The sequence below is a fragment of the Phenylobacterium sp. genome (assembly GCF_035569475.1).
Classification (GTDB): Bacteria; Pseudomonadota; Alphaproteobacteria; order Caulobacterales; family Caulobacteraceae; genus Phenylobacterium.
Window position 1 is genome coordinate 1 of sequence record NZ_DATMNA010000065.1, and the last position, 21,238, is coordinate 21,238.

A 21,238-nucleotide genomic window follows, 5' to 3' on the forward strand; every position below is an offset into this window, starting at 1 on the left:
GTCCGCCATAAGCTGCTGGGAGGTCCGCATGAGCCGTGAAACGGACGACCTCGCTCAGCTGAAGAAGACCCCCAAGGCGGAAGAAGACCTTGAAGACCTCGCCCTTGGCGAGGACTATTCCCTAAATCCGGCCTACGTCCCGATGGTGGTCGACGCGCTCGACCGCGGGGACACCGAGCGCCTGCGCGAGCTGCTGGGCGCTCTGCACCCGGCCGACGTGGCCGACCTGATGGGATTCCTCTCGGCCGACGACCGCGAGGAGCTGGTCCCGCACCTGGACCCCGAGATCCTCGGCGAGGTGCTCTCCGAGCTCGACACCGAGATCCGCGAGGAGATTCTCGAACACGTCCCCTCGGCGATTCTCGCCAAGGCCCTGGGCGAGATGGAGAGCGACGACGCCGCCGACGTCGTCGACGACCTGGAGGCCGACAAGCGCGCCCAGGTGCTGGCCGCCCTGCCCGACGTCGAGCGGGCCGCCATCGAGACCACGCTCGCCTACGAGGACGAGACCGCCGGGCGGCTGATGCAGCGCGAGGTGGTGGCCGCGCCGCAGTTCTGGACCGTCGGCCAGACCATCGACCACCTGCGCCGCGAGAGCGAGGAGCTGCCGGAGCTGTTCTTCGACGTCTATGTCGTCGACCCCGCCTACAAGCCCGTCGGCGCCTGCCCGGTCAGCCACCTGCTGCGCAGTCAGCGCGACATCCCGCTCGCTCAGATCATGGAGCAGGTCACGGAAATCCCGGTCGACATGGACCAGGAGGAGGTGGCCTACATCTTCGACAAGTACCGGCTGATCTCCGCCCCCGTGATTGAGCCCGGCGGGCGGCTGGTGGGCCAGATCACCGTCGACGACATCGTCGGCGTCATTCAGGAAGAGACCGAGGAGGACATCCTGGCCCTGGCCGGCGTGTCCGACGCGGGCCGCGACGCCGGCTTCCTGGGGATCGTCCAGTCGCGCCTGCCGTGGCTGCTGATCAACCTGGTCACCGAGGCCATCGCCGTGATCGTCATCGGCCCCTTCCAGCCGATGATCGCCAAGATCGTGGTGCTGGTGATGCTGCTGCCGATCGTCTCCTCGCTGGGCGGCAACGCCGGCACCCAGGCGCTGACGGTCGCCGTGCGGGCCATCGCCAGCAAGGAGCTGAACGCCGCGAACGCCGCGCGGATCATCATGCGCGAACTGGTGGTCGGCCTGTTGAATGGCGCGGCGGTGGGCTTCATGCTCGGCGCCGGCCTGTTCATCTGGCAGCGCGACTGGAAGCTGTCGCTGGTGGTCTTCCTGGCGATCATCGCCAATCTGTTCGTCGCCGCGGTCGGCGGGATTCTGGCGCCCATCGTCCTGGACCGGTTCGGGCGCGACCCGGCGGTGTCCTCCTCGGTGGTGGTCACCTTCATGACCGACTTCTTCGGATTCTTAGCCCTCCTGGGAATATCGGCGCTTATCCTGTTGTAAGGATTGACCCAAGTAAGGCTACCGGCCCAGGACTTGCCGGTAAGCCTGGGCGCTGTCGCGCCTGTTTCAAACTGGGTCAGAGGGCATGGAGCCTCGCCACCGTGTCTCCCGCGCCGCGATCGAGCTGATCAAGCGGTTCGAGGGGTATCGCCAAGCGGCCGCCCAGTTGCCCGATGGGCGCTGGACGATCGGCCATGGCCACACGCTGACCGCCCGCCAGGGCGCGGAGGTGTCGCGCGACGACGCCGAGGCCCTGCTGCTCTACGACCTGATCGCGGTGGCCCATGCGCTGAACGAGGCGGTGTTCGCCCCGCTCACCCAGAACCAGTTCGACGCCCTGGCCTCCTTCGTCTTCAACATCGGCCTCGACAGCTTCCACCAGTCCGGGGTGTTGAAGCGGCTCAACGAGGGCGCCCCGGTGCAGGCCGCCTGCGCCATGGAGATGTGGCGCAAGGCCAATGTCGGCGGCGAGCGGATCGTCGTCGACGCCCTGGTGCGCCGCCGCTCGGTGGAGAAGACCCTGTTCCTGACGCCACCCGGCGAGGCCTGGGTGGCGGCGCCGTCGCCGATCCTGAAGCCCCTGCTGGACACCGACGCCCAGGACCTCGTGCCGCTGCAGGTCCCGGTGGAGGTGGTCGCCGAGCTCGAGGGCGACCGGCTGGTCGTGCGCCGCGAGGGCGAGCCCACGCCGGCCCCAGTCCCGCCGGACGATGAGGACGCCGCCGGCCCGGCCAAGGCGGCCGCGGAGGCGGTCAGCGCGCGCCTGTCGACCATCTTCCAGGAGCCCGGCGACGACCCGGCGGCCGAGGACCAGGCTCGGACCCATCCCGAGCACATCCCTGACGCGCCGCACCCTCAGGCGGATTTCGCGCCGCCGCTCGACGAGCCGCCGCATGAGGCCGAAGCGTCGGCCCCGGCCGCGCCGTTCGACGACCCGGTGCCGTTCTTCCTGCGCGCGCCGGAGGTCGAGCCCGAGCCGCAGCAGCCGTCGCCCCTGGAGCCCTGGCGCGCGCGCGTCGAGACCGAGGACGACGAGCCGCGCGGCGGCAGCCTGTTCGACGATCCGGCGGCGGACGTCATCGAGGAAGAGCCGCCCGAGGACGAGGCGTTCGACGAAGACGACCCCTTCCTGTCGGACCGCCTGGTGATCGACGACGCCGCGCCGGCGGACTTCGACGCCCCGATTGTCCAGCCCCTGCCGGAGCGGCCGCAGGGCGGCCTCCTGACGTTGGCGGCGCTTGCGGTGCTGGGCCTCACCTTCTTCGGCGGCGGCATCTTCTGGGCGACCTATGCCCGGGCCGGCGGAGGCCTGCTGGGGCCGCGGCTGGTGGGCGGCCTGGCCGGGATCGCCGGCGTCGGCTTCTTCGTCGTGGCGGTCTATCTGCTGCTCGACCGCCTGGGCCGCGCCGCCGAGCGCCAGGCGCGCGGCCACAGCTAGACCCTTCCCGGTTCAGGTGGAATCACCTGAACCGGGCAAGAAGGGTCTATCTTCAAAAGCTTGGAGCGCGTCAGACGGGTGAACCGGCTTCCACTTCACCCTGACGCGCTCTAGAGCCGCTCCCCTCGCGAGCGCGGGCGGCTCATGCTAAGCCCCCGCGCATGATCCCCAACCACGGACCCAACCTCGAATTCGGCCTCGGCGAGACCGCGGACGCCATCCGCGAGACCACCGCCCGCTTCGCCGCCGACAAGATCTCGCCGCTCGCCGCCGAGATCGACGAGACCAACGTGTTCCCCCGCGCGCTCTGGCCCCAGATGGGCGCGCTGGGACTGCATGGCGTGACGGTCGAGGAAGCCTACGGCGGCCTGGGCCTGGGCTATCTCGAGCACGTGGTGGCGATGGAGGAGGTTTCCCGCGCCTCGGCGTCGGTGGGCCTCAGCTATGGCGCCCACTCCAACCTCTGCGTGAACCAGATCCGCCGCTGGGGGACCGACGACCAGAAACGGCGCTACCTGCCGGGCCTGATCAGCGGCGAGCACGTGGGCTCGCTGGCCATGAGCGAGGCCGGCTCCGGCTCCGACGTGGTCTCCATGCGGCTCGTGGCCCGCAAGCAGGGCGACCGCTATGTGCTGAACGGGACCAAGTTCTGGATCACCAACGCCCCGCACGCCGACACCCTGGTGGTCTACGCCAAGACCGATCCCGAGGCGTCGGGGAAGGGGATCACCGCCTTCCTGATCGAGAAGGGTTTCAAGGGCTTCAGCGTGTCCAAGAAGCTCGACAAGATGGGCATGCGCGGCTCCGACACCGCCGAACTGGTGTTCGAGGACTGCGAGGTCCCCGAAGAGAACGTCATGGGCCCCGAGAACGGGGGCGTCGGCGTCCTGATGAGCGGGCTGGACTACGAGCGCGCCGTGCTGGCCGCCGGGCCGCTGGGCATCATGCAGGCCTGCCTGGACGTGGTCCTGCCCTACGTCCGCGAGCGCAAGCAGTTCGGAAAGCCGATCGGGTCGTTTCAGCTCATGCAGGGCAAGATCGCCGACATGTATGTGGCGCTGAATTCCGCGCGGGCCTACGTCTACGCCGTGGCCAAGGCCTGCGACGCGGGGATGACCACCCGGTTCGACGCGGCGGGCGCGATCCTGATGGCCAGCGAAAACGCCGTGCGGGTGTCGCTGGAGGCCGTGCAGGCCCTTGGCGGCGCGGGCTACACCAAGGAATATCCGGTGGAACGACTCGTTCGGGACGCCAAGCTCTATGACATAGGCGCGGGCACCAACGAGATCCGGCGCTTCCTGATCGGACGGGAGTTGATCGGCGGATGAGGGTTCTGGGGGTCATGGTCGTCGCCGTGGGGCTGGCCGGCCTCGCAGGCTGCGCGACCGCGCCGCCGCCCAAGGCGGAGACCGCCGCGGCCTGCCCGGCGGGGCAGGAAGCCCGCCGCACGGCCCAGCTCTTCTTCGGCCGGAATATCGGCGGCAAGGCCGGGGTCAGCGAGGCCGACTTCCAGCTGTTCGTCGACAAGGACCTCACGCCGCGGTTCCCCGATGGCCTGACCGTGCTGGATGGCGGCGGGCAGTGGCGAGGCGACGAGAACAGGCTGATCCGCGAGGCCTCGAAGGTGGTGCTGATCGTCCTGCCCAAGGGGCGCGACGTGTCGGGCCGGCTCGAGGCGGCGCGCAGCGCCTACAAGGGCCGCTTCCACCAGGATTCCGTCCTGCTGATCACCCAGGGCTCCTGCGTCTCGTTCTGAACGCGGGAAAGGTCGAAGGGCCGCCGGGATCTCCCGACGACCCTTCTGCTGCGCGCCCGGCAAGCTCGATGAGCCTCTCCAGAGCCGGGCGCACGCGCCTCCGCGGCCGGCTGCGGGGCCGGTTAGCGGGGGACTGACGCCGAGCCGCTCGCCGAGCCGCCGGCCGAACCGTTGGCCGAGGGCGCGAGGGAGCCGCCGAGGGCGCCCGAGCCGGAGCCGCTGGCCGAGCCGCTCGCCTTGCCCTTGCGGGGTGAGGCGCTGGCGCTGCCGGCGCCCGAAGCCTGGCCGGACGCCGAGGCGGCCTGGCCGGCCGAGGCGAGCGCGCCCTGCGCCTGCTGCTGGGCGTTGGCCGAAGCGTTCTGCGCCACGCCCGAGGCGGTCATTGTTGCGCCCTGGGCCGAGCCCTGAGCGGTCATGGCGGCGCCTTGGCCGGTCATCTGAGCCTGCTGGACGGCGCCCGCGGCAGTGGCCTGGCCTGCCGCGGCCGTGTCGGCGGCCTTGGTCTTTGCCCTGGAGGCGGTGGAGCGGGCGACGCCCACCCCGCGGCCGGCGGTGTCGGTGATCTGCGAGCCCGACAGGCCCGGATTGGCGCCGAAGCCGCCGCCGGCCGAGCCGGTCAGTCCGCCGGTGACGCCGCCGAGGCCGCCCATGAGGCCGCCGCCCAGGCCGCCCCGCGCGCCGCCGCCCAGCAATTGAGCGTCGGCCGCGCTGGCGAAGGCGAGGCCGGCGCACAGGGCCGAGGCGATGAGGACTGCGGTCTTGCGCATGAAGAATCTCCTGTCGTTTGGTTGCATCCCGCAGGACCAACGACGGCAGGCGCGGATTTCATCCCGCCGGCTTGCGTTTTTCCGTCCGCCCGGCCGCCGGGGCGGGCACGTCCATGCCAACCAGGCCATGCCCGAGCGCCGCCCCGCGGGCCGTCGCCTCGCGGGTCAGGGCGGCTACGGCTTCTTCGGCCTGGCCGCGGTCCGGCGCGGTCATCCGCCGCGCCAGCTCGCCGGCCACGATGGGCGCGGCGAAGGAGGAACCGCGCACGGCGGTGACCCCGCCGCCCGGCGAGGCCGCCACGATGCCTGCGCCCGGCGCGGCAAAGTCCACATGGGTCCCGCGGCCGGCCTCCGGCAGCGGCCGCCCGTCCGGGCCCACGCCGGTCACCGCGATCACGCCGGGATAGGCGGCCGGATAGAGGGGCGGCGCGGCCGGGCCGTCGTTGCCCACCGGAGCCACCACCAGATGGCCCTTGGCGATCAGCGCCTGGACGGCGGCCTGCAGCAGCAGGTTCGGCGGCCCCACCAGGCTGATGTTGATCACGGGGGTGCGCATCTGGGCCAGCCAGCCCATGGCGCGGGCCACCGCCTCGGCGGAGCCGCCTGCCGGCGTCGGTCCATAGACGTCGGCGACATAGAGCTTCGCGCCGGGGGCCGCGCCGCGGAAGCCGCGGCCTTCGCCGGCGATCAGCGAGGCCACCGCGGTCGCGTGCGCCGTCACCCGGGTCCCGCCGGGCGCGAACCCCTGCTGGACGAGGCGGGCGTTGGCGAGCGTCGGCGGGCTGGCGGCCGCGGCGCCGTCGATGACGCCCACTGAGCGGTCACGTGCGTCGGGCGCGTCGCCCGCGGCGTTGGCGGCGGCTGCGCCCGCAACGCCGGCCGGCTGATAGAGGTGGTTGAACTCGTACTGGCCGGCGGGATCGAGGCCTCTGAGGCGCTGCAGGGCCTCGACCGCGGAGAGCCCGCGCGGGACGCCGAGCACCACGGTGCGCAGGCTGAGCCCGGGGATTTCGTCCGCCGAGCGCACGGTGAAGCCCGCCTCCCGCAGACGACCCAGGGCGACGTCCGACACCCCGAGGCCCAGGGCCTCGCCGCGGACCACCGGCTGGCCGCGATCGTCGGCCTCCACCAGATCGCGGTGCTCGCGGATCAACCGTTGCGCCGTCAACCCGCGCGCGCGGGTGACCGTCGAGAGGGCGGCGTCGGAGAGCGTCGTGGTCGTTGCGGTGACGTCCGGCAGCGGCGCAGCGGGCAGGGCCGGCGTGCGCGGGAGGCTCGGCAAACTCGGCAAGCCCACGGGGCCGCCCGGCAGGCCCAGCCCCCCTCCGCCCCGCAGGATCTGCGCCGGGGCGGGAGAGCCGACGGCCAGGGCCGCGCAGGCCAGCGCTGCGCGGACGATGCGGAAGCGTCGTGAACGGGGCCGAAGGACGGGCATGGTGTCTGTCAGAACTCTCAAGGCAGCGCTTGGCGCCATTGTGTATTTCGCTTTTTCGCAGGACCTGGGATGAAACGCCGCCGCGCGGTCGTTTCATCCCTCGACACGAAGGTCGTCCTTGAACGGTTTGGACCATGAGATCGTCGAGCTTCTCCCGCGCCTGCGGCGGCTGGCGCGCGCGCTCACGCGCAACCCGGCTGACGCCGACGACCTGGCGCAGGCGACGGTCGAGCGGGCCCTGGTCCACCGCGGCCAGTGGCGTCCGGGGACACGCTTCGATAGCTGGATGTTCCGCATCATGAAGAACGCCTGGATCGACGAAGCCCGCGCCCGCAGCCGGCGCGGCGCCGTGCTGGCCCCGGAGGCGGAGGGCGAGCGCGTCGGTGACGCCGGCGCCGCGGCGGTGGAGCACCGGCTGGCCGTGGGCGAGGTCGAGCGCGCCATGGCGCGGCTGCCCGACGAGCAGCGCCTGGCCGTGGCTCTCGTCCTCGTGGACGGGCTCTCCTATCGGGAGGCCGCCTCGGTCCTGCAGGTGCCCGAGGGCACGCTGACCAGCCGCCTGGTGCGCGGTCGCGCGGCCCTGCTGGCCGATCTCGGGGAGGCGGCGCCATGATCCCGTCTCCGGAAACCATGGCGGCCTATGTGGACGGCGAACTGTCGCCGCAGGCCGTGGCCGATTTCGAGGCCCGGATGGCCGCAGACCCGATCCTCGCCGCCGAGGTCGCCCGGCAGCGCGCGCTCAGAGCCCGGCTGGCGGCGGCCTACGACCCCGTGCTCTCCGAAGAGGTCCCCCTGGCGCTCAGGATGGCCGCCACGGCCGCCAACGACCCCCAGCGGCCCCGCCTCGGCCTGCCGCAGTGGGCGGCCCTGGCGGCCTGCCTGGTGGTGGGCGTCGCCATCGGCCAGTCGCTCTCGCCGCCGGGCGGCAGCCTGGTCTCGGAGCATGGGACGCTGGTGGCGCGGGCCGGGTTGGCGCGGGCGCTGACGACGCAACTGGCGGCCGACGGCGGGGCGGTGAAGGTGGGCCTGACCTTCCGCGATGCGGGCGGCGGCTACTGCCGGACCTTCCTGAGCCGGGCGGACCGCCTCGCGGGCCTGGCCTGCCGCCGTGACGGCCGCTGGATCGTGCAGACGGCCAGCGCCTGGGCGCCGCAGGCCGCGCCGCAGTACCGCACCGCCGCCAGCGAGACCCCGCCGGCGGTGCTGGCGGCGGTGGACGGCCTGATCGCCGGCCCACCCCTGGACGCCGCCGCCGAACGCGCCGCCCGCGACACAGGCTGGGCGGCCCGCTAAGCCTGTTCAGCCGCCGGGGTGATAGGTCCGCTCGGTGTGCCCCACGAGCTGGTCGGGATAGAAATAGACCTCCCGCAGGTCGCCCGAGGCATAGCGGCTCGCCTCATCGTTGAAGTGCTTCGACTTCGGGTCGCCGCTCTCGCCGCCGGCGGTCACCGCGCGGGCGTGGACGCGCGGGCCGAACTCGATCACCGCCACGAAGCTGTTGCCGCTGGAGCCGTAGTATTTCTTGGTGTCCGGGTAGCGCTTGGCGCCGAAGGACGCCAGCGACCCCCACTGGGAGGAGGCGAAGGGCACGGGGATCGAGGGCGCCGCGTCGTCGAAGTGCGGGACAATGGCGTCGTCGACCCGCTGGAAGCGGTTGATCTGCCCCCAGGGCGTCTTCCAGGTTCCGAAGTCCTGCGTCAGCCGATCGGCGCTCTCGGCCAGGGCGTCGAGCTTCTGGGCGGGCGTCGCGTGCTCGGCCATGTAGTCGTCGACGTGCATCCCGGCCTTTTTGGCGGCCCCGGCGGTCTTGGCCCACAGCGCCTCGCCCCAGCCCACTGCGAGCGAGGTGGGAACCGACTCGGCGCTCCAGCGGAAGTCCCAGGCGCGCAGGGCCTCCACGGGACCCGCCAGCTTGGCCTTCATCGGATCGGCCCCGGGCAGGCCGTCATAGGCGCTCATCAGGCCCGGAAGCAGGCGCGCGAAGGCCGGAAGGTAGGAGTCGAAATCGGTGGCGATCAGCTTGGCGAGCGTGAAGTCGCCCTGGCCCGTGAGGACGCGCACCGCGTGCGCCGTGCGCGGATTGTCGCCCGCCTGGTCCATGTAGCGCGGAAAGTCGGCCTTCTTCGGGCTGTTCGGCCCCGCGGCATGCCAGGGGCTGTCGTTGGAATTGTAGACCCAGCCGTTGGGCGGATCGATCACCTTCGGCATGTCGGCGAAGGGCGTAATGCCCTTCCAGTCGGTGGCGGGATCCGCGCCGTCCACGGGCCTGGTGTAGTCGAAGCGGTTGTCGCGCCGGGGCATGAACTGCGGCAGCAGCAGCGCCGTCTCGCCCTTGTCGTCGGCGAAGAGGGTGTTGTTGGACGAGTTGGCGTCCAGCTCGGCGACCTTCAGGAACGAGGCGAGGTCGTGGGTCTTGGTGCGGCCGAACGACTGCTCCAGCGCCTCGATCGGCTTGAACATCAGGGCTTCGGCGATCCACTTGTCGCCCTCGGCGCGCACGATCGGCCCGTGGTGGCTGCGGTAGACCGTGAAGGTCTTCGACGCCATGGCGCCTTCCAGCGTGCGGTAGGCCACGGTGATGGTCGAGACCGTCAGCGGCCGCTGCTCGGCGCCGTAGCGGTAGAGGATCTTGCCGTCCCTGCGCACGAGGCTCTCGGCGAACTCGTCGACGGTATCCGCGCCGGTGGAGGTGTGCATCCAGCCGGCGTGCGGGTTGAACCCCTGGTAGACGAAGAACTGGCCCCAGGTCGCCGCCCCGTAGGCGTCCAGCCCCTCGTCGCTGGTCATCTGCAGCTCGGAGCGGAAATAGAACGAGGTGTGCGGATTGATCAGCAGGAGCGCGTGGCCGTCCTTGGTGATCTGCGGGCCGATCGCCATGCCGTTGGAGCCCGCGGGCTCCTTGAACTTCAGGCTGTCGGCCTCGGCGAGCTTGAGCTTGCCGGCGGCCGCCGCCGGGTCGCCGTAGAAGGCCTCCAGCGCAGGCAGGGAGACCTTCTCGATGTCGCCGCCGATGCTGCCCTCGGTGAACGAAAGCGCCATCCAGGGCTCGAAGCGCCGGATCACCTTCGGGTGCGTGCCCGGATGGGTCGCCAGATAGTAGTTCAGGCCGTCGGCCCAGCCGTTCATCAGGGCCTTCAGCCACACCGGGCTCGCGGCGTATTTGGCTTTCAGGTCAACCGGATCGACGAACAATCTCTGACGCAGGTCCTGCCAGATCGCCCCCTGGCCGTCGGCCTCGGCGGTGCGGCCGAGCGCGGTCAGGTAGTTGGCCTCCACGCGGTTGAAGTCGTCTTCCGCCTGGGCGTAGATCATCCCGAACGCGGCCTCGGCGTCGGTCCTGCCGTGCACGTGGGCGATGCCCCAGTCGTCCCGCACGATGGTGACCTCGGCCGCCTCGGCCTTCAGCCGGGCGAGGTCCTTGGCCGGGGCGGCCGCGGCCGGCAGCGCCAGGGCGCTCGCGATCGCCGCAAGGGTGAGAAAACGCATCTTCGACATGCCTGGAACGTCCCCGATTTATGGCCCGGACCTTCGCGAGGGGCGTCGCGCAATGCAAGCCGCCAGACATGCGAAAGGCCGCCTCCTTGCGGAAGCGGCCTTTCCATAGTCGGACCGCAGAGCGGCGCGCGACCTTTGCCGAAGCTTGGCCTAGGCGCGGACCTCTTTCGCGGAGGTCCAGGTCACGTTCGCCGATCCACGGCTTTCACTATGAGACACTGGATCACCTCCTTTCAGTTGCTGAGCAAGGACCCCCAATATGGGTCGCTTCGGGCGCGGGCGCAAACGGCGCCTTCAGGTCATTTCAGCGCGCCGCGGCGGCGGCCTTGTCGAGTTTCTGATCCGCGAGGCTGCGGCGCCGGCGCAGGGCCTGGACCGGGCGGTCGAGCTTGTCCAGCGCCTCGATCGTGGCGCGGTAGCCCTCGGCGACCGCAGGGTCATAGGCGCCGAAATCGCGGATTTCCACCTTCGACACGTCGGGCATCACCAGCACGTCGGTGGCGTCGCGCGCCGCCGACAGGTCGCGGGAGGTCGAGACCGTAGCCGCCCGCATCAGCAGCGAGACGATCGGCGGCCCCCGGCGCCACTGCCCCGACCAGATCCAGCGCCAGACCGAGGCGGGCCGCGCCACGTCGTCGGCGGTGATGCTGCGGCCGCTGGTGACGTCGACGCCGACGATGGGCCCCAACTGGCTGGTGCGCATCACGTCCGCCGGGAAGTTCTTCATCACCGCCCCGTCGACCAGCACGTTCTGCTCGTCGGTGGCCGGCGGCAGGATGCCGGGCAGCGAGATCGAGGCCCGTAGCGCCCGGCGCAGCAGGCCGCGGCGGTGCATCTGATAGGCGCCGGTGGTCAGGTTCGACGACAGGCAGAAGAACGGCAGCCACAGGTCGGCGATCTGGGTCTCCCCGAAGTGGTGCGCCAGCCGGTCGTTGACCTTCAGGCCGTGGGTCATGGCCAGCAGGGGAAGCGCGATGTCGGCCAGCGGGCTGGTGTCGACGAAGGCCTCCTTGATGCGCCGGCCCATTTCCTGGTCGTCCCAGCCCATGGCCACGCCCGCGGCGATCACCGCGCCCATCGAGACCCCGCCCACGAAATCGATGGGGACGCCGCGCTCGCGCAACGCCCGAACCGCGCCCACGTGGGCATAGGCCCGCGCGCCGCCGCCGGAGAGCACCAGGCCCACCGACTGGCCGGTCAGGATGCGGGCGATGCGCTGAAGGTCGCCCTCGTGGTCGCGGCGCATGTGGAACAGCCGGGCGGGGTTGGCGGCGTCCAGCCAGGCTTCCGAGCCTTGCGGGCGGTCGATGTCGGCCGGCTGCAGCAGGATCAGGTCCACCAGTTGCTGGGCCTGCAGCGGGGAGGGCACGTCCATCGCCCCCTGGGCCTTGGGCGGGGGACGGTCGCCGCGGCCGACGCGGAACAGCCGGTCCACCTGGCGGGCCACCACCAGCCGCCAGCCGGCGTCGGCCGCCTCGGCGACATAGAGGACGAAGTCGTGGGTCTTCTCGACGTCGGAGAACCACTCGGTGGGTGCGGCCTGGGCCTCGGGCCCGATGGTGGTCGCCGAATAGCCGAGGCGTCCGATCTCGACCGCCAGCCGTTCGACCAGGGGCCGCAGGGCGCCGCTCGACCCCAGGGAGACGAAGCCGAACACCGAGGGCTCGCCGACCCCGCCGCGGGTCACCGCCTGGCGGCTGCGCAGCATCATCAGCTTTGCGAGCTCGATCATCACCGCGGTGTCGGCTTCGCAGGCCTCCAGGAAGACATCGCGCGGGACGGCGATGATCTCGCTGTCCCGCAGCGCCACCACGTCGGCCGAGTGCGGCGACCCGGCGATCAGCGACATCTCGCCCGCCGGCTCCCCCGGCCGGATCACCCCCAGGAACTGCGCCTCATGACCCTGCTCCCGGCGGAACGCGCCGAGCCTTCCGGCGCGCACGAAGTAGAGCTGGTCGGAGGTGTCGCCCGCGGCGAACAGGGTGGCGCCGCCCGGCAGGGAGAACCACACGGCCTCCGTCTGCACGTGCTCCTGGTGGAAGAGCCGCGCCAGCGCCGACTCGTCGGGAATGTCTGGCAGTTGGGACACTGGGGGCGGAGCCTAGCGTGGCCGCAGAGTCGGGGATACCGGCCTTGCTTGGTCCCGCTCGGTCGCCTGGCGCATTCTAGGAGGGCGCATCTGGAAGGAGCTCTCCCCGTGTCCGACCCTCTGTCGAACCCCATCGCCGATCCCCTGGTCGAGCTGCCGGACGTCAGCCCCACCGCCGACCTTGTAAGGATCGAGGCCACGCCCACCGGCGCCGTCACCCTGACGATGAACCGCCCGTCGAAGAGGAACGCCCTCGACGCCGACCTGGTCTCGGCCCTGGCCGACGCCTTCGAGACCCTGCGCGGGGCCGAGGGCGTGCGGGTGGTGTTCCTGCGCGGCGCGGGCGCGATGTTCAGCGCCGGCGCCGACCTCGGCTGGATCCGCCAGGTGGCCGAGTGGCCCGAGAGCGACAATCGGGAAGACGCCTACGCCATGGCCAAGATGCTGAAGGCTCTGTGGGACTTGCCGCACCTGACCGTGGCCCTGGTCGAGGGCGCGGCGTTCGGCGGCGGCGCGGGACTGGTCGCCGCCTGCGATACGGCAATCGCCACCGCCGACGCGAGGTTCGGCTTCCCGGAGGTCCGGCTGGGCCTGATCCCGGCGACAGTCAGTCCCTATGTGGCCGCCGCCATCGGCCCCCGCGCGGCGCGCGGTCTGTTCGCCAGCGCCCGGGTGTTCGACGCCGAACACGCCCTGCGGCTCGGCCTGATCGGCGAGATCGTCCGCGACGGCGCCGCCCTCGACGCGGCCCAGGCGCGGATGGGCGCCGAGATCGCCGCCTGCGCCCCCGGCGCGGTGGCCGACGCCAAGGCGCTGGTGAACGACATCCAGGGCCACGCCATCGACGAGCCCCTGATGCGCGAGACCGCCCGGCGCATCGCCGTCGCCCGGGTCGGCCCCGAGGGCCAGGAGGGCGTCGGCGCCTTCCTGGAGCGCCGCAAGCCGAGCTGGGCGACCTGACGCACTGGTCAAATCCCGGGGTCCGCCCTAATCCAGGGCCATGGCCTTGCACATGATCAAGCTCTGCGTCGGCGCGGCGACGGTCGAGGAACTGATCGACTGGCACGCCACGCACAACGATCCCGACGGCTGCTGGATCATGCGCACCCGCCAGACGCCCAAGCGGGCCGCGGAGATGATCGACGGCGGCTCGCTCTACCGGGTGTTCAAGGGCGTCATCCTCTGCCGCCAGGCCATCCTGGACGTGACCACGGTGGGCGAGGGGATCGCCGCCCGCTGCGAGGTGAAGCTGGACCCGACGCCGGTCCGCGTGGCGCCCACCCCGCGCCGCGCCTTCCAGGGCTGGCGCTACCTCGAGCCCAAGGACGCCCCGCCGGACCTCTCCATCGAGGCCTTCGGCGACGTGCCGACCGAGCTCGCCCGGCAGTTGCGCGAGGCCGGCGCCTGGTAGTCATCCACAGGGCGCGGCGACCGGCGGCGTTGACGCGACTCCGGCGCGGGCGCTCCTCTAGGCGCAAGTGAGTCGGCCCCTGATTCGGCCAAGGCTGACCCTTAAGGAGTTCTGAACATGCCGCAGGCCAGCGTCATCGTGGTCGGCAACGAGAAGGGCGGGGCTGGAAAGTCCACGATCGCCATCCACACGGCGGCCGCCCTGCTGCACGCCGGCGCCAGCGTCGCGGTGCTGGACCTCGACCTTCGCCAGCAGTCGACCTCGCACTTCTTCGCCAACCGCCGCGCCTGGCTCGACGCCAACGGCGTGGTCGCGCCCATGCCGATCGAGCATCCGCTCAGCAGCGACGGCGCGGCCCTGGCGCGGGCCACCGACGAGGAGGCCCTGGGCCGCTTCGAGGAGGCCTTCGCCGACGTCGGCGCCCGCGCCGACTTCGTGCTGGTCGACACCCCCGGCAGCGACACCGCGATCAGCCGCGCCGCCCACGGCCAGGCCGACCTGATCGTTACGCCGATGAACGACAGCTTCGTCGACTTCGACATGCTGGGGGTGGTCGATCCCGTCACCCTCGAGCTGAAGCGCCACAGCCTCTATTCCGAGACGGTCTGGAACAGCCGCAAGGCCCGCGCCGTGAAGGACCGCAAGCAGATCGACTGGGTGGTCCTGCGCAACCGCCTCGCGCCCACCGAGGCGCGCAACCGCAAGCGCCTGGAGGAGCGGATCGAGACCCTGTCGCGCAAGGTCGGATTCCGCATCGGGCCGGGGCTGCGCGACCGGGTGATCTATCGCGAACTCTTCCCGTTCGGCCTGACGGTGGCGGACCTGTCGCCCGCCATCCGCCCGGTGGTCATGTCCCTGCAGCACGTGGCCGCGCGCCAGGAGCTGCGCGCCCTGATGACGGCGCTGGGTCTCTCGGGCTTCTCCGACGCCGAGCAGATCGCCGCGGAATAGCCATGCTCTATCTCGCCCTCGGGGCCGCGGTGCTGTGGTTCCTGGTGGGGCTGGGCCGCGGCAGCACGGTGCTGAAGCGGCGGGAGTGGCGGTTCCTGTCGGGCGCCTTTTCCATCGCCGCCTTCGCCGCGGCGGCCTATGCGGGCCTGCGCGGCGGCTGGGCGATCGCCATCGTCCTGGTGGTCCTGGGCCTGTGGCTGGTGACCACCGCACGGATCAACGCCCCGCGCGCGACGCCGCCGCCCGCCTCGAGCGAGATGAGCCTGAAGGAGGCGCGCTCGATATTGGGCGTGGGGCCGGACGCCACGGAGGACGAAATCCAGGCCGCCTACAGCCGCCTGATCCGCATGGCCCACCCCGACAAGGGTGGGACCACCGGCCTCGCAAGTCAGCTCAACGCCGCGCGGGACCGGTTGCTGAGGGCGTAGAGCCGCGGCGCGCCAATCCCCAACAATGTCATCCCGGAAAGCGGGCGGCGCTTGTCCGGACCCATAGACGCGATGGGTTCAAAGGAGTCCTGGATAGGACGGAGTGTATGGGTCCCGGCCTTCCGCTGCGCGGAAACCGGGATGACAGCTCACGCCGGCTGGATGACCATGCAGGCCAGCCGCTTGGCCTTCATGGCGCTGCAGGCGCCCTTGGCGTCGGCTTCGGTCAGGCCGGTGAACACCGCCTTGTACCTGCGGCCCTGCTTCTCGGCGGCGGCGCGGGCGCCGTCGACGTGGTCGGAGAACTTCTTCTCGACCAGGGCGAGTTGCCGGTGGGCGTCGGTCTTGGAGCGGAACTCGCCCACCTGCACGGCCCATTGAGCCTTGGTCAGGGCCGCCTGCTCGCCGTGGCGGCGACCGCTTGCGACCTCGATCCGGCCGGCCTTGGCCGCGGGCGCGCCGGTGAGCTGGATCTTCAGTTGGTCCTGTTCGCCGTCGCCCTGCTCGACCGGCGGGCGGACGACCGGGCCGTTGAGCTCGGTGGGCTCGAACTGGTTCTGGGCGACCACGATCTTCTCGCCAAGGCCGCGGCGGCGCATGACGTCGAAGCCCGTAAGCAGCAGGTCCTCGGCGTTCTGGTCGCGCTGGGCGGTGGTGGGGCCGCCCATGACCACGGCGATCAGGCGGCGGTTGTCGCGCACGGCAGAGACCGCCAGGTTGAAGCCCGAGGCGTTGGTGAAGCCGGTCTTCAGCCCGTCAACGCCTGGCATGCGGCCCAGCAGGTGGTTGTGGTTGGCGATGGTCTGGCCGCGGAAGCGGAATTCCTGCAGGCTGAACAGCTTGTAGTACTGCGGGTAGTCGCGCATCACCGCGCGCGACAGGATGGCGATGTCGCGGGCCGTGGTGAGCTGGCGGCTGTCGGGCAGGCCCGAGGCGTTGACGAAATGAGTGTTCTGCATGCCCAGCTCCTGGGCGCGCAGGGTCATCAGGGCGGCGAAGCGGCTTTCCGTGCCGCCCAGCTTCTCGGACATGGCCACGGCCATGTCGTTGGCCGACTTGGTCGCCATGCCGTCCATGGCGTCCTCGACGCTGACCGAATCGCCGGCGCGCACGCCCAGCTTGGTCGGCGCCTGGGCCGCGGCGTGCGGCGAGACCATCACCCGGTCGTCCAGGTGCAGCTTGCCCGAGGCCAACGCCTCGAACGTCAGGTAGAGCGTCATGATCTTGGTGATCGACGCCGGATAGCGCGGGCTGTCGGCGTGCTTGGCGTAGAGGATCTCGCCCGACTTCGCGTCCACTACGATCGCCGCATATTTGGTCTGCGAGGCGGCGAGCAGGTTCTGGAAGTAGGGGATCTGGGCGCTCGCCGGAGTGGCGATGGAGCCCAGGGCAGTCGTGGCGGCCAGACCTAACGCTAGGAACAGGCGGCGGGCGTGCTGGATCATGCTTCGTCCGTCGAATCAAAGGTTTGCGAACGGCCGCTGGACCGCCCTTGAATCTTAGTAGCATGACAGCCCGATGCTGAAGTTAGAGTAAACAGGTGTTGAACGGGCTGTTTTGTCGCGGTGCGGCGAAAACCGGCGGTATGCGACGGCGGGCGTCTCGTTTTCACGTCATTGTGCACTGCACAAAAAGCCGTTGACTGCTGCACTGCAACATGAGATAAATTTCCTGCGTTCAATGGGCTCTGGCCCTCAAATCGTCCTTGCACCGCGGCGCCCGCCGCACCTCTCGAACCAGGAGTAGACCGATGGCCGCCGCCGAAGCCGTGAAGTCCACCGTCGACCAATTCACCGCCGCCTCCAACGTCGCCTTCAAGGATGGCGTGGAAAAGACCCTCGCCGCCCTGAACGACGCCAACGCCCATTCCAAGAAGAACCTGGAAGCCGTCGTCGCCTCGGTGACCGCCGCCACCAAGGGCGCCGAAGCCCTGGGCGCGCAAGCCATGGCCTTCTCGAAGACCTCCTTCGAGAATCAGGTCGCCGCCGCCAAGTCGCTGTCGGCCGCCAAGAGCGTGCAGGAAGTCGTCGAACTGCAGACCTCCTACGCCAAGTCGGCGCTGGAAGCCTACATGGCCGAGATGACCCGCATGACCGAGACCGTGTCGGCCTCGGTGAAGGACAGCATGAAGCCGCTGAACGAGCGCATGACCGCCATGGTCGAGCGCGTCCAAGCGGCCCGCTAAGAGAAGTCGCCCGCGTACGGCGGTCGACCCCCTTGGGTCCCGCCGATGGGTTTGAAGGCCCGGAGCCCCCCGCTCCGGGCCTTTTCTCATGGGGCCTATCTTTTCGTGGGGGTCTGGCTTTTCCTGACAAGGGGAGGGCGCTAGACCTGCGCCCATGTCCCAGATCGAAGAAAGACTGGCCGCCGCGGGCGTCGTCCTGCCGCAGCCCAACGCCCCCGTCGCCAACTACGTGCCCTTCGTAAGGGTCGGCGAATTCATTCACATCTCCGGCCAGGTGTCGCTCGACGCAAACGGCGGCATCAAGGGCGTGGTGGGCGAGGACGTCGACCTCGCGACCGCCCGCGCCGCCGCCCGGCTGTGCGGCCTTTCCCTGCTGGCCCAGATGCGCGCCGCCTGCGAGGGCGACCTCGACCGGGTGGTCCGCGTCGTGAAGCTAGGCGGCTTCGTCCAGGCCGGGCCGGGGTTCTTCGAGATCCCCCAGGTGATCAACGGCTGCTCCGACCTGATGGTCGAGGCGTTCGGCGACGCCGGCCGCCACGCCCGCTCGGCGGTCGGCGTCTATCGCTTGCCGATGAACTTCGCCGTGGAGGTGGACGCGGTGGTGGCCGTCTCGTGAGAGCCCCCTCGTGAAGGAAAGATTCGGCGAGGCCTGGGAGCGGCTCTTCGAGCCGGCCATAGCCCATCGGGGCCTATGGAGCCCCGACGGCCCGCCGGAGAATTCCCTGGGCGCCTTCCAGGCCGCCTGCGCGGCCGGCTACGGCATCGAACTCGATGTGCAGCTCTCCGCCGACGGCGAGGCCATGGTGTTCCACGACGACGACCTGGAGCGGATGACCGGCGTCCCCGGCCGCCTCGGCGACCGCACCACGGTCGAGCTGTCCGAACTGCGCCTGAAGGGCACGGACGAGCGCATCCCGACCCTGCTGGAAACCCTGGCCCTGGTCGGCCGCCGGGCCATGGTCCACATCGAGCTGAAGACCCCCTATGGCCACGTGGGGCCCCTGGAGCAGCGCACCCACGAGGTGATCATCGATCACGCCGGCCCGGTCTGCGTGATCGGCTTCAACCCCTATTCGCACGCCTGGTTCGCCGAGCGGTTCCCGGGCGTGATGCGCGGCCTGGACTCCTATTCCTACAAGCGCGCGCCGCAGCTCTCCGAGGACCAGCGCCGGAGCTTCGCGCGGCTGGAGCACGTGGCCATCGCCAAGCCGCACTTCCTGGCGCTCGGGCTCGACATGCTGCCCAGCCACGTCGCCACCGGCTTCCGCGTGGAAGGCCTACCGATCGTCGCCTGGACGATCCGCGACCCCGCCCAATGGGAGGCGGTTCGCGACGGCTGCGACAACCTGATCTTCGAAGGGTTCTCCCCTTGCTGAGGACCTGGGCGTGAGCCTGAAGCCGGCGGTTCGCGTCTGCCGGCGCATCGCCGAGGTCGGGCGCGAGGCCTGGGACGCCTGCGCCGGAAACCCCGCCTACGCCGGCAACCCCTTCATCCGCTACGACTTCCTGGACGCCCTGGAGGAGTCGAACTGCGCGGTCGAGCGCACCGGTTGGGGGCCGCAGCACCTGGCAGTCGAGGACGGGGAGGGGAGCGTGGCCGCGGTCATGCCGCTCTACCGCAAGTCCCACAGCCAGGGGGAATACATCTTCGACCACGCCTGGGCCGACGCCTATGAGCGCGCCGGCGGCCAGTACTATCCGAAGCTGCTCTCGGCCGCGCCGTTCACCCCGGCCACCGGCCCGCGCCTGCTGGTGCGGCCCGACGTCGACGTGGAGGAGGCCCGCGGCTTCCTGCTGGGCGGGGCGTTGACGCTCTGCGAGCGCTTTGGCTCGTCGTCCTTCCACGTGAACTTCCCCACCGAGGACGAGTGGCGCTGGATGGGCGAGCAGGGGCTGGCGCTGCGCGAGGGCCAGCAATACCACTGGCACAATCGGGACTACGCGACCTTCGACGACTTCCTGGCCGCTCTGTCCTCAGGCCGGCGCAAGACCATCAAGCGCGAGCGGCGCGAGGCGGTCGAGGGCCTTGAGATCCTCTGCCTGACCGGCGCGGATATCGGCGAGGCGCACTGGGACGCCTTCTTCGGCTTCTACATGGACACCGGCTCGCGCAAGTGGGGCCGGCCCTACCTGACGCGCCAGTTCTTCTCCCTGCTGGGCGAGCGAATGGCGGACCGGGTGCTGCTGATCATGGCTCGGCGGGAGGGGCGCTGGATCGCCGGCGCGCTGAACCTGATCGGCGACGACTGCCTCTACGGCCGCAACTGGGGCTGCGTCGAGGACGTGCCCTTCCTGCATTTCGAGCTGTGCTACTATCAGGCCATCGAGTGGGCCATCGGCCGGGGCCTGGCGCGCGTCGAAGCCGGCGCCCAGGGCCAGCACAAGATCGCCCGCGGCTATCTGCCCAGCCCCGTCTACTCCGCCCACTACATCGCTGACCCGGCCCTCCGCGGCCCGGTCGAGCGTTTCGTCATGCAGGAGCGCCAGGGCGTCGAGCAGGAGATGGAGTGGCTGACCGAGGAATATTCGCCGTTCCGGCAGGAGAGCTGACCCGTCGTTTCCCGCGTAGCGGGAAGGAAGATCACGAACGCTCCCACGCCTGCTTCAACAGCGCCTCGATCGAGGCGTCGACCTCGGTCGGCGACGTCAGCAGCATCTGACCCTTCAACCGGTCGCCCCAGCTTTCGCTCTTGCCGCGGGGCGCAAGGCGCGGGTCGGCGCCGGGGTCGACGGCGAAACCCACCATGGCGTGGCCGCCCTTGACGGGCCGGGCGGCGGCCATCTGCACCTTGCGGGACCAGGCGGTGAAGGATTTGCGCTGGCCGGTGGTGATGTCCGGCAGCTTGCCCGCCGCCGTCTCCAGCGCCTGCAGGATGGCCTCCGACGCCGGGTCCGCCCAGAGCGCGGCTCGCAGCGGCCCGGCGTCGTCCCAGCGCATCTCCGAGGGAAACGCCTGCGACAGGATGTGCGCCGCGCGGTTGACCCCCAGGCCATGGTGCTCGCGCAGCCAGTCGGCGCGGGCCTTCGGCTTGCCGTGTGGGCAAGTGCGGGCGATCTTCACCCACTCGTCCAGCGTCTTCCCGGTGTCGCGCTCCAGGCTCGCCTGCACCGAGGCGAACCACTTCTGCTGGCGTTCGGTCAGCCCGCTGGGCGCGTCCTTGGAGCCCTTCTCGCTGACGGCCATCGTTCCACCCTCCGGGGCGATTTGCTACGACAGCTCCGACTAGGGAGCGATGCGCATGAGCTTGGACGGGACCTACGACGGCGGCAACATCTTCGCCAAGATCCTGCGCGGCGAGGCCCCGGCCGCCCGCGTCTTCGAGGACGACCACATCCTGGCCTTCATGGATGTGTTCCCGCAGGGCCGGGGCCACACCCTGGTGATCCCCAAGCACTCACAGGCCCGCAACCTGCTCGACGAGGACCCGGCGGTGCTGAGCCAGGTGATCCTGGGCGTGCAGAGGGTGACCCGCGCGGTCCGCGCGGCGCTCAATCCCGACGGCATCGTGGTGACGCAGTTCAACGGCGCCCCGGCCGGGCAGACGGTCTATCACCTGCATTTCCATATCATCCCGCGCTGGGAGGGCGTGCCGCTGGGACGCCACGCCGCCGGCGGCATGGCCGATCCCGCGGAGTTGAAGGTGCTGGCCGAGCAGATCGCGGCGAAGATCAGCTAGCGATCTACCTCCCCCGCGAAGCGGCGGGAAGGGGACCGTCGGCCGAAGAGCCGATGGTGGAGGGGGCAAACCTCAAGCTCGGCCAATCGTTGATTTCGGAGGAAGGAGCTTGCCCCCTCCACTACGCCCTCTGCGGGGCGCGGTCCCCCTCCC

Annotated in this window: 21 protein-coding genes; 15 read left to right on the plus strand and 6 right to left on the minus strand. The window is 70.7% G+C overall.

The window, feature by feature from the left end; genetic code table 11:
• The first annotated feature begins 28 nt into the window (after window positions 1–28).
• From mgtE to VNW53_RS09905, 4 genes are all read left to right on the plus strand, one after another.
• Window positions 29–1,453 (plus strand): magnesium transporter, encoded by a 1,425-nt coding sequence (mgtE, locus tag VNW53_RS09890; protein WP_325555397.1) that lies wholly within the window; start codon window positions 29–31, stop codon window positions 1,451–1,453.
• 85 nt (window positions 1,454–1,538) lie between these two features.
• Complete coding sequence (locus VNW53_RS09895) at window positions 1,539–2,891, plus strand: glycoside hydrolase family protein (protein WP_325555399.1); 1,353 nt, start codon at window positions 1,539–1,541, stop codon at window positions 2,889–2,891.
• Between the two features lie 161 nt (window positions 2,892–3,052).
• The gene (locus VNW53_RS09900; RefSeq protein WP_325555401.1) at window positions 3,053–4,219 is read left to right on the plus strand and encodes an isovaleryl-CoA dehydrogenase; all 1,167 of its coding nucleotides are present in this window, start codon (window positions 3,053–3,055) and stop codon (window positions 4,217–4,219) included.
• Window positions 4,216–4,647, plus strand: a complete 432-nt coding sequence (locus VNW53_RS09905) for a DUF3574 domain-containing protein (protein ID WP_325555404.1) — start codon at window positions 4,216–4,218, stop codon at window positions 4,645–4,647. The genes VNW53_RS09900 and VNW53_RS09905 overlap by 4 nt, the downstream gene beginning before the upstream one ends.
• A 122-nt stretch (window positions 4,648–4,769) precedes the next feature.
• On the opposite strand, the gene VNW53_RS09910 is transcribed toward VNW53_RS09905, so the two are convergent.
• Entirely contained in the window at window positions 4,770–5,414 is a 645-nt protein-coding gene (locus VNW53_RS09910) for a hypothetical protein (RefSeq protein ID WP_325555406.1), read from the minus strand.
• 58 nt (window positions 5,415–5,472) lie between these two features.
• The gene (locus VNW53_RS09915) at window positions 5,473–6,849 is read right to left on the minus strand and encodes a S8 family serine peptidase (protein ID WP_325555408.1); all 1,377 of its coding nucleotides are present in this window, start codon (window positions 6,847–6,849) and stop codon (window positions 5,473–5,475) included.
• A 118-nt stretch (window positions 6,850–6,967) separates the two neighbouring features.
• Here VNW53_RS09915 and VNW53_RS09920 point away from each other — a divergent pair, with 118 nt between their 5' ends.
• On the plus strand, window positions 6,968–7,462 hold the full coding sequence (locus VNW53_RS09920) for an RNA polymerase sigma factor (RefSeq protein ID WP_325555409.1): 495 nt from the start codon (window positions 6,968–6,970) through the stop codon (window positions 7,460–7,462).
• Window positions 7,459–8,142 (plus strand): anti-sigma factor, encoded by a 684-nt coding sequence (locus VNW53_RS09925; RefSeq protein WP_325555410.1) that lies wholly within the window; start codon window positions 7,459–7,461, stop codon window positions 8,140–8,142. The genes VNW53_RS09920 and VNW53_RS09925 overlap by 4 nt, the downstream gene beginning before the upstream one ends.
• Window positions 8,143–8,148: 6 nt before the next feature.
• Here the strand turns inward: VNW53_RS09925 and VNW53_RS09930 are convergent, their stop codons facing one another.
• Window positions 8,149–10,335: a penicillin acylase family protein gene (locus VNW53_RS09930; protein WP_325555412.1), complete on the minus strand. Its 2,187-nt coding sequence runs from the start codon at window positions 10,333–10,335 to the stop codon at window positions 8,149–8,151.
• Between the two features lie 313 nt (window positions 10,336–10,648).
• A complete protein-coding gene (locus VNW53_RS09935; protein ID WP_325555413.1) occupies window positions 10,649–12,433 on the minus strand; it encodes a patatin-like phospholipase family protein in 1,785 nt (594 codons plus the stop codon).
• 120 nt (window positions 12,434–12,553) lie between these two features.
• Between VNW53_RS09935 and VNW53_RS09940 the strand changes: the two genes are divergently transcribed.
• The 4 genes from VNW53_RS09940 to VNW53_RS09955 all read left to right on the plus strand — a co-directional run bounded on the left by VNW53_RS09940 (window position 12,554) and on the right by VNW53_RS09955 (window position 15,223).
• Window positions 12,554–13,393: an enoyl-CoA hydratase-related protein gene (locus VNW53_RS09940; RefSeq protein ID WP_325555445.1), complete on the plus strand. Its 840-nt coding sequence runs from the start codon at window positions 12,554–12,556 to the stop codon at window positions 13,391–13,393.
• 40 nt (window positions 13,394–13,433) lie between these two features.
• Window positions 13,434–13,844: a DUF1489 domain-containing protein gene (locus tag VNW53_RS09945; protein ID WP_325555414.1), complete on the plus strand. Its 411-nt coding sequence runs from the start codon at window positions 13,434–13,436 to the stop codon at window positions 13,842–13,844.
• A 117-nt stretch (window positions 13,845–13,961) separates the two neighbouring features.
• A complete protein-coding gene (locus tag VNW53_RS09950; RefSeq protein WP_325555415.1) occupies window positions 13,962–14,795 on the plus strand; it encodes a division plane positioning ATPase MipZ in 834 nt (277 codons plus the stop codon).
• Between the two features lie 2 nt (window positions 14,796–14,797).
• Entirely contained in the window at window positions 14,798–15,223 is a 426-nt protein-coding gene (locus tag VNW53_RS09955) for a J domain-containing protein (RefSeq protein WP_325555416.1), read from the plus strand.
• A 149-nt stretch (window positions 15,224–15,372) separates the two neighbouring features.
• On the opposite strand, the gene VNW53_RS09960 is transcribed toward VNW53_RS09955, so the two are convergent.
• Window positions 15,373–16,668, minus strand: coding sequence for a D-alanyl-D-alanine carboxypeptidase family protein (locus VNW53_RS09960; RefSeq protein ID WP_325555418.1), 1,296 nt, complete (start codon window positions 16,666–16,668; stop codon window positions 15,373–15,375).
• A 305-nt stretch (window positions 16,669–16,973) separates the two neighbouring features.
• Between VNW53_RS09960 and VNW53_RS09965 the strand changes: the two genes are divergently transcribed.
• The 4 genes from VNW53_RS09965 (at window position 16,974) to VNW53_RS09980 (ending at window position 19,958) form a co-directional block, all read left to right on the plus strand.
• The gene (locus VNW53_RS09965) at window positions 16,974–17,408 is read left to right on the plus strand and encodes a TIGR01841 family phasin (RefSeq protein WP_325555420.1); all 435 of its coding nucleotides are present in this window, start codon (window positions 16,974–16,976) and stop codon (window positions 17,406–17,408) included.
• Between the two features lie 154 nt (window positions 17,409–17,562).
• On the plus strand, window positions 17,563–18,024 hold the full coding sequence (locus tag VNW53_RS09970; protein WP_325555422.1) for a RidA family protein: 462 nt from the start codon (window positions 17,563–17,565) through the stop codon (window positions 18,022–18,024).
• A 10-nt stretch (window positions 18,025–18,034) separates the two neighbouring features.
• A complete protein-coding gene (locus VNW53_RS09975; protein ID WP_325555423.1) occupies window positions 18,035–18,784 on the plus strand; it encodes a glycerophosphodiester phosphodiesterase family protein in 750 nt (249 codons plus the stop codon).
• Window positions 18,785–18,794: 10 nt separating this feature from the next.
• Window positions 18,795–19,958, plus strand: a complete 1,164-nt coding sequence (locus VNW53_RS09980; RefSeq protein WP_325555425.1) for a GNAT family N-acetyltransferase — start codon at window positions 18,795–18,797, stop codon at window positions 19,956–19,958.
• A 31-nt stretch (window positions 19,959–19,989) separates the two neighbouring features.
• Here the strand turns inward: VNW53_RS09980 and VNW53_RS09985 are convergent, their stop codons facing one another.
• On the minus strand, window positions 19,990–20,592 hold the full coding sequence (locus VNW53_RS09985) for a DUF4287 domain-containing protein (RefSeq protein ID WP_325555426.1): 603 nt from the start codon (window positions 20,590–20,592) through the stop codon (window positions 19,990–19,992).
• 55 nt (window positions 20,593–20,647) lie between these two features.
• Here VNW53_RS09985 and VNW53_RS09990 point away from each other — a divergent pair, with 55 nt between their 5' ends.
• Entirely contained in the window at window positions 20,648–21,085 is a 438-nt protein-coding gene (locus VNW53_RS09990) for an HIT family protein (RefSeq protein ID WP_325555428.1), read from the plus strand.
• Window positions 21,086–21,238 lie beyond the last annotated feature (153 nt).

What these genes read in the sequence shown, in the direction of transcription:
- VNW53_RS09915 (WP_325555408.1), bottom strand. Translation starts at nt 6,849, where the DNA reads ATGCCCGTCCTTCGGCCCCGTTCACGACGCTTCCGCATCGTCCGCGCA.
- VNW53_RS09930 (WP_325555412.1), bottom strand. Translation starts at nt 10,335, where the DNA reads ATGCGTTTTCTCACCCTTGCGGCGATCGCGAGCGCCCTGGCGCTGCCG.
- VNW53_RS09910 (WP_325555406.1), bottom strand. Translation starts at nt 5,414, where the DNA reads ATGCGCAAGACCGCAGTCCTCATCGCCTCGGCCCTGTGCGCCGGCCTC.
- VNW53_RS09900 (WP_325555401.1), top strand. Translation starts at nt 3,053, where the DNA reads ATGATCCCCAACCACGGACCCAACCTCGAATTCGGCCTCGGCGAGACC.
- VNW53_RS09965 (WP_325555420.1), top strand. Translation starts at nt 16,974, where the DNA reads ATGGCCGCCGCCGAAGCCGTGAAGTCCACCGTCGACCAATTCACCGCC.
- VNW53_RS09950 (WP_325555415.1), top strand. Translation starts at nt 13,962, where the DNA reads ATGCCGCAGGCCAGCGTCATCGTGGTCGGCAACGAGAAGGGCGGGGCT.
- VNW53_RS09945 (WP_325555414.1), top strand. Translation starts at nt 13,434, where the DNA reads ATGGCCTTGCACATGATCAAGCTCTGCGTCGGCGCGGCGACGGTCGAG.
- VNW53_RS09960 (WP_325555418.1), bottom strand. Translation starts at nt 16,668, where the DNA reads ATGATCCAGCACGCCCGCCGCCTGTTCCTAGCGTTAGGTCTGGCCGCC.
- VNW53_RS09905 (WP_325555404.1), top strand. Translation starts at nt 4,216, where the DNA reads ATGAGGGTTCTGGGGGTCATGGTCGTCGCCGTGGGGCTGGCCGGCCTC.
- VNW53_RS09955 (WP_325555416.1), top strand. Translation starts at nt 14,798, where the DNA reads ATGCTCTATCTCGCCCTCGGGGCCGCGGTGCTGTGGTTCCTGGTGGGG.
- VNW53_RS09925 (WP_325555410.1), top strand. Translation starts at nt 7,459, where the DNA reads ATGATCCCGTCTCCGGAAACCATGGCGGCCTATGTGGACGGCGAACTG.
- VNW53_RS09990 (WP_325555428.1), top strand. Translation starts at nt 20,648, where the DNA reads ATGAGCTTGGACGGGACCTACGACGGCGGCAACATCTTCGCCAAGATC.
- mgtE (WP_325555397.1), top strand. Translation starts at nt 29, where the DNA reads ATGAGCCGTGAAACGGACGACCTCGCTCAGCTGAAGAAGACCCCCAAG.
- VNW53_RS09985 (WP_325555426.1), bottom strand. Translation starts at nt 20,592, where the DNA reads ATGGCCGTCAGCGAGAAGGGCTCCAAGGACGCGCCCAGCGGGCTGACC.
- VNW53_RS09970 (WP_325555422.1), top strand. Translation starts at nt 17,563, where the DNA reads ATGTCCCAGATCGAAGAAAGACTGGCCGCCGCGGGCGTCGTCCTGCCG.
- VNW53_RS09895 (WP_325555399.1), top strand. Translation starts at nt 1,539, where the DNA reads ATGGAGCCTCGCCACCGTGTCTCCCGCGCCGCGATCGAGCTGATCAAG.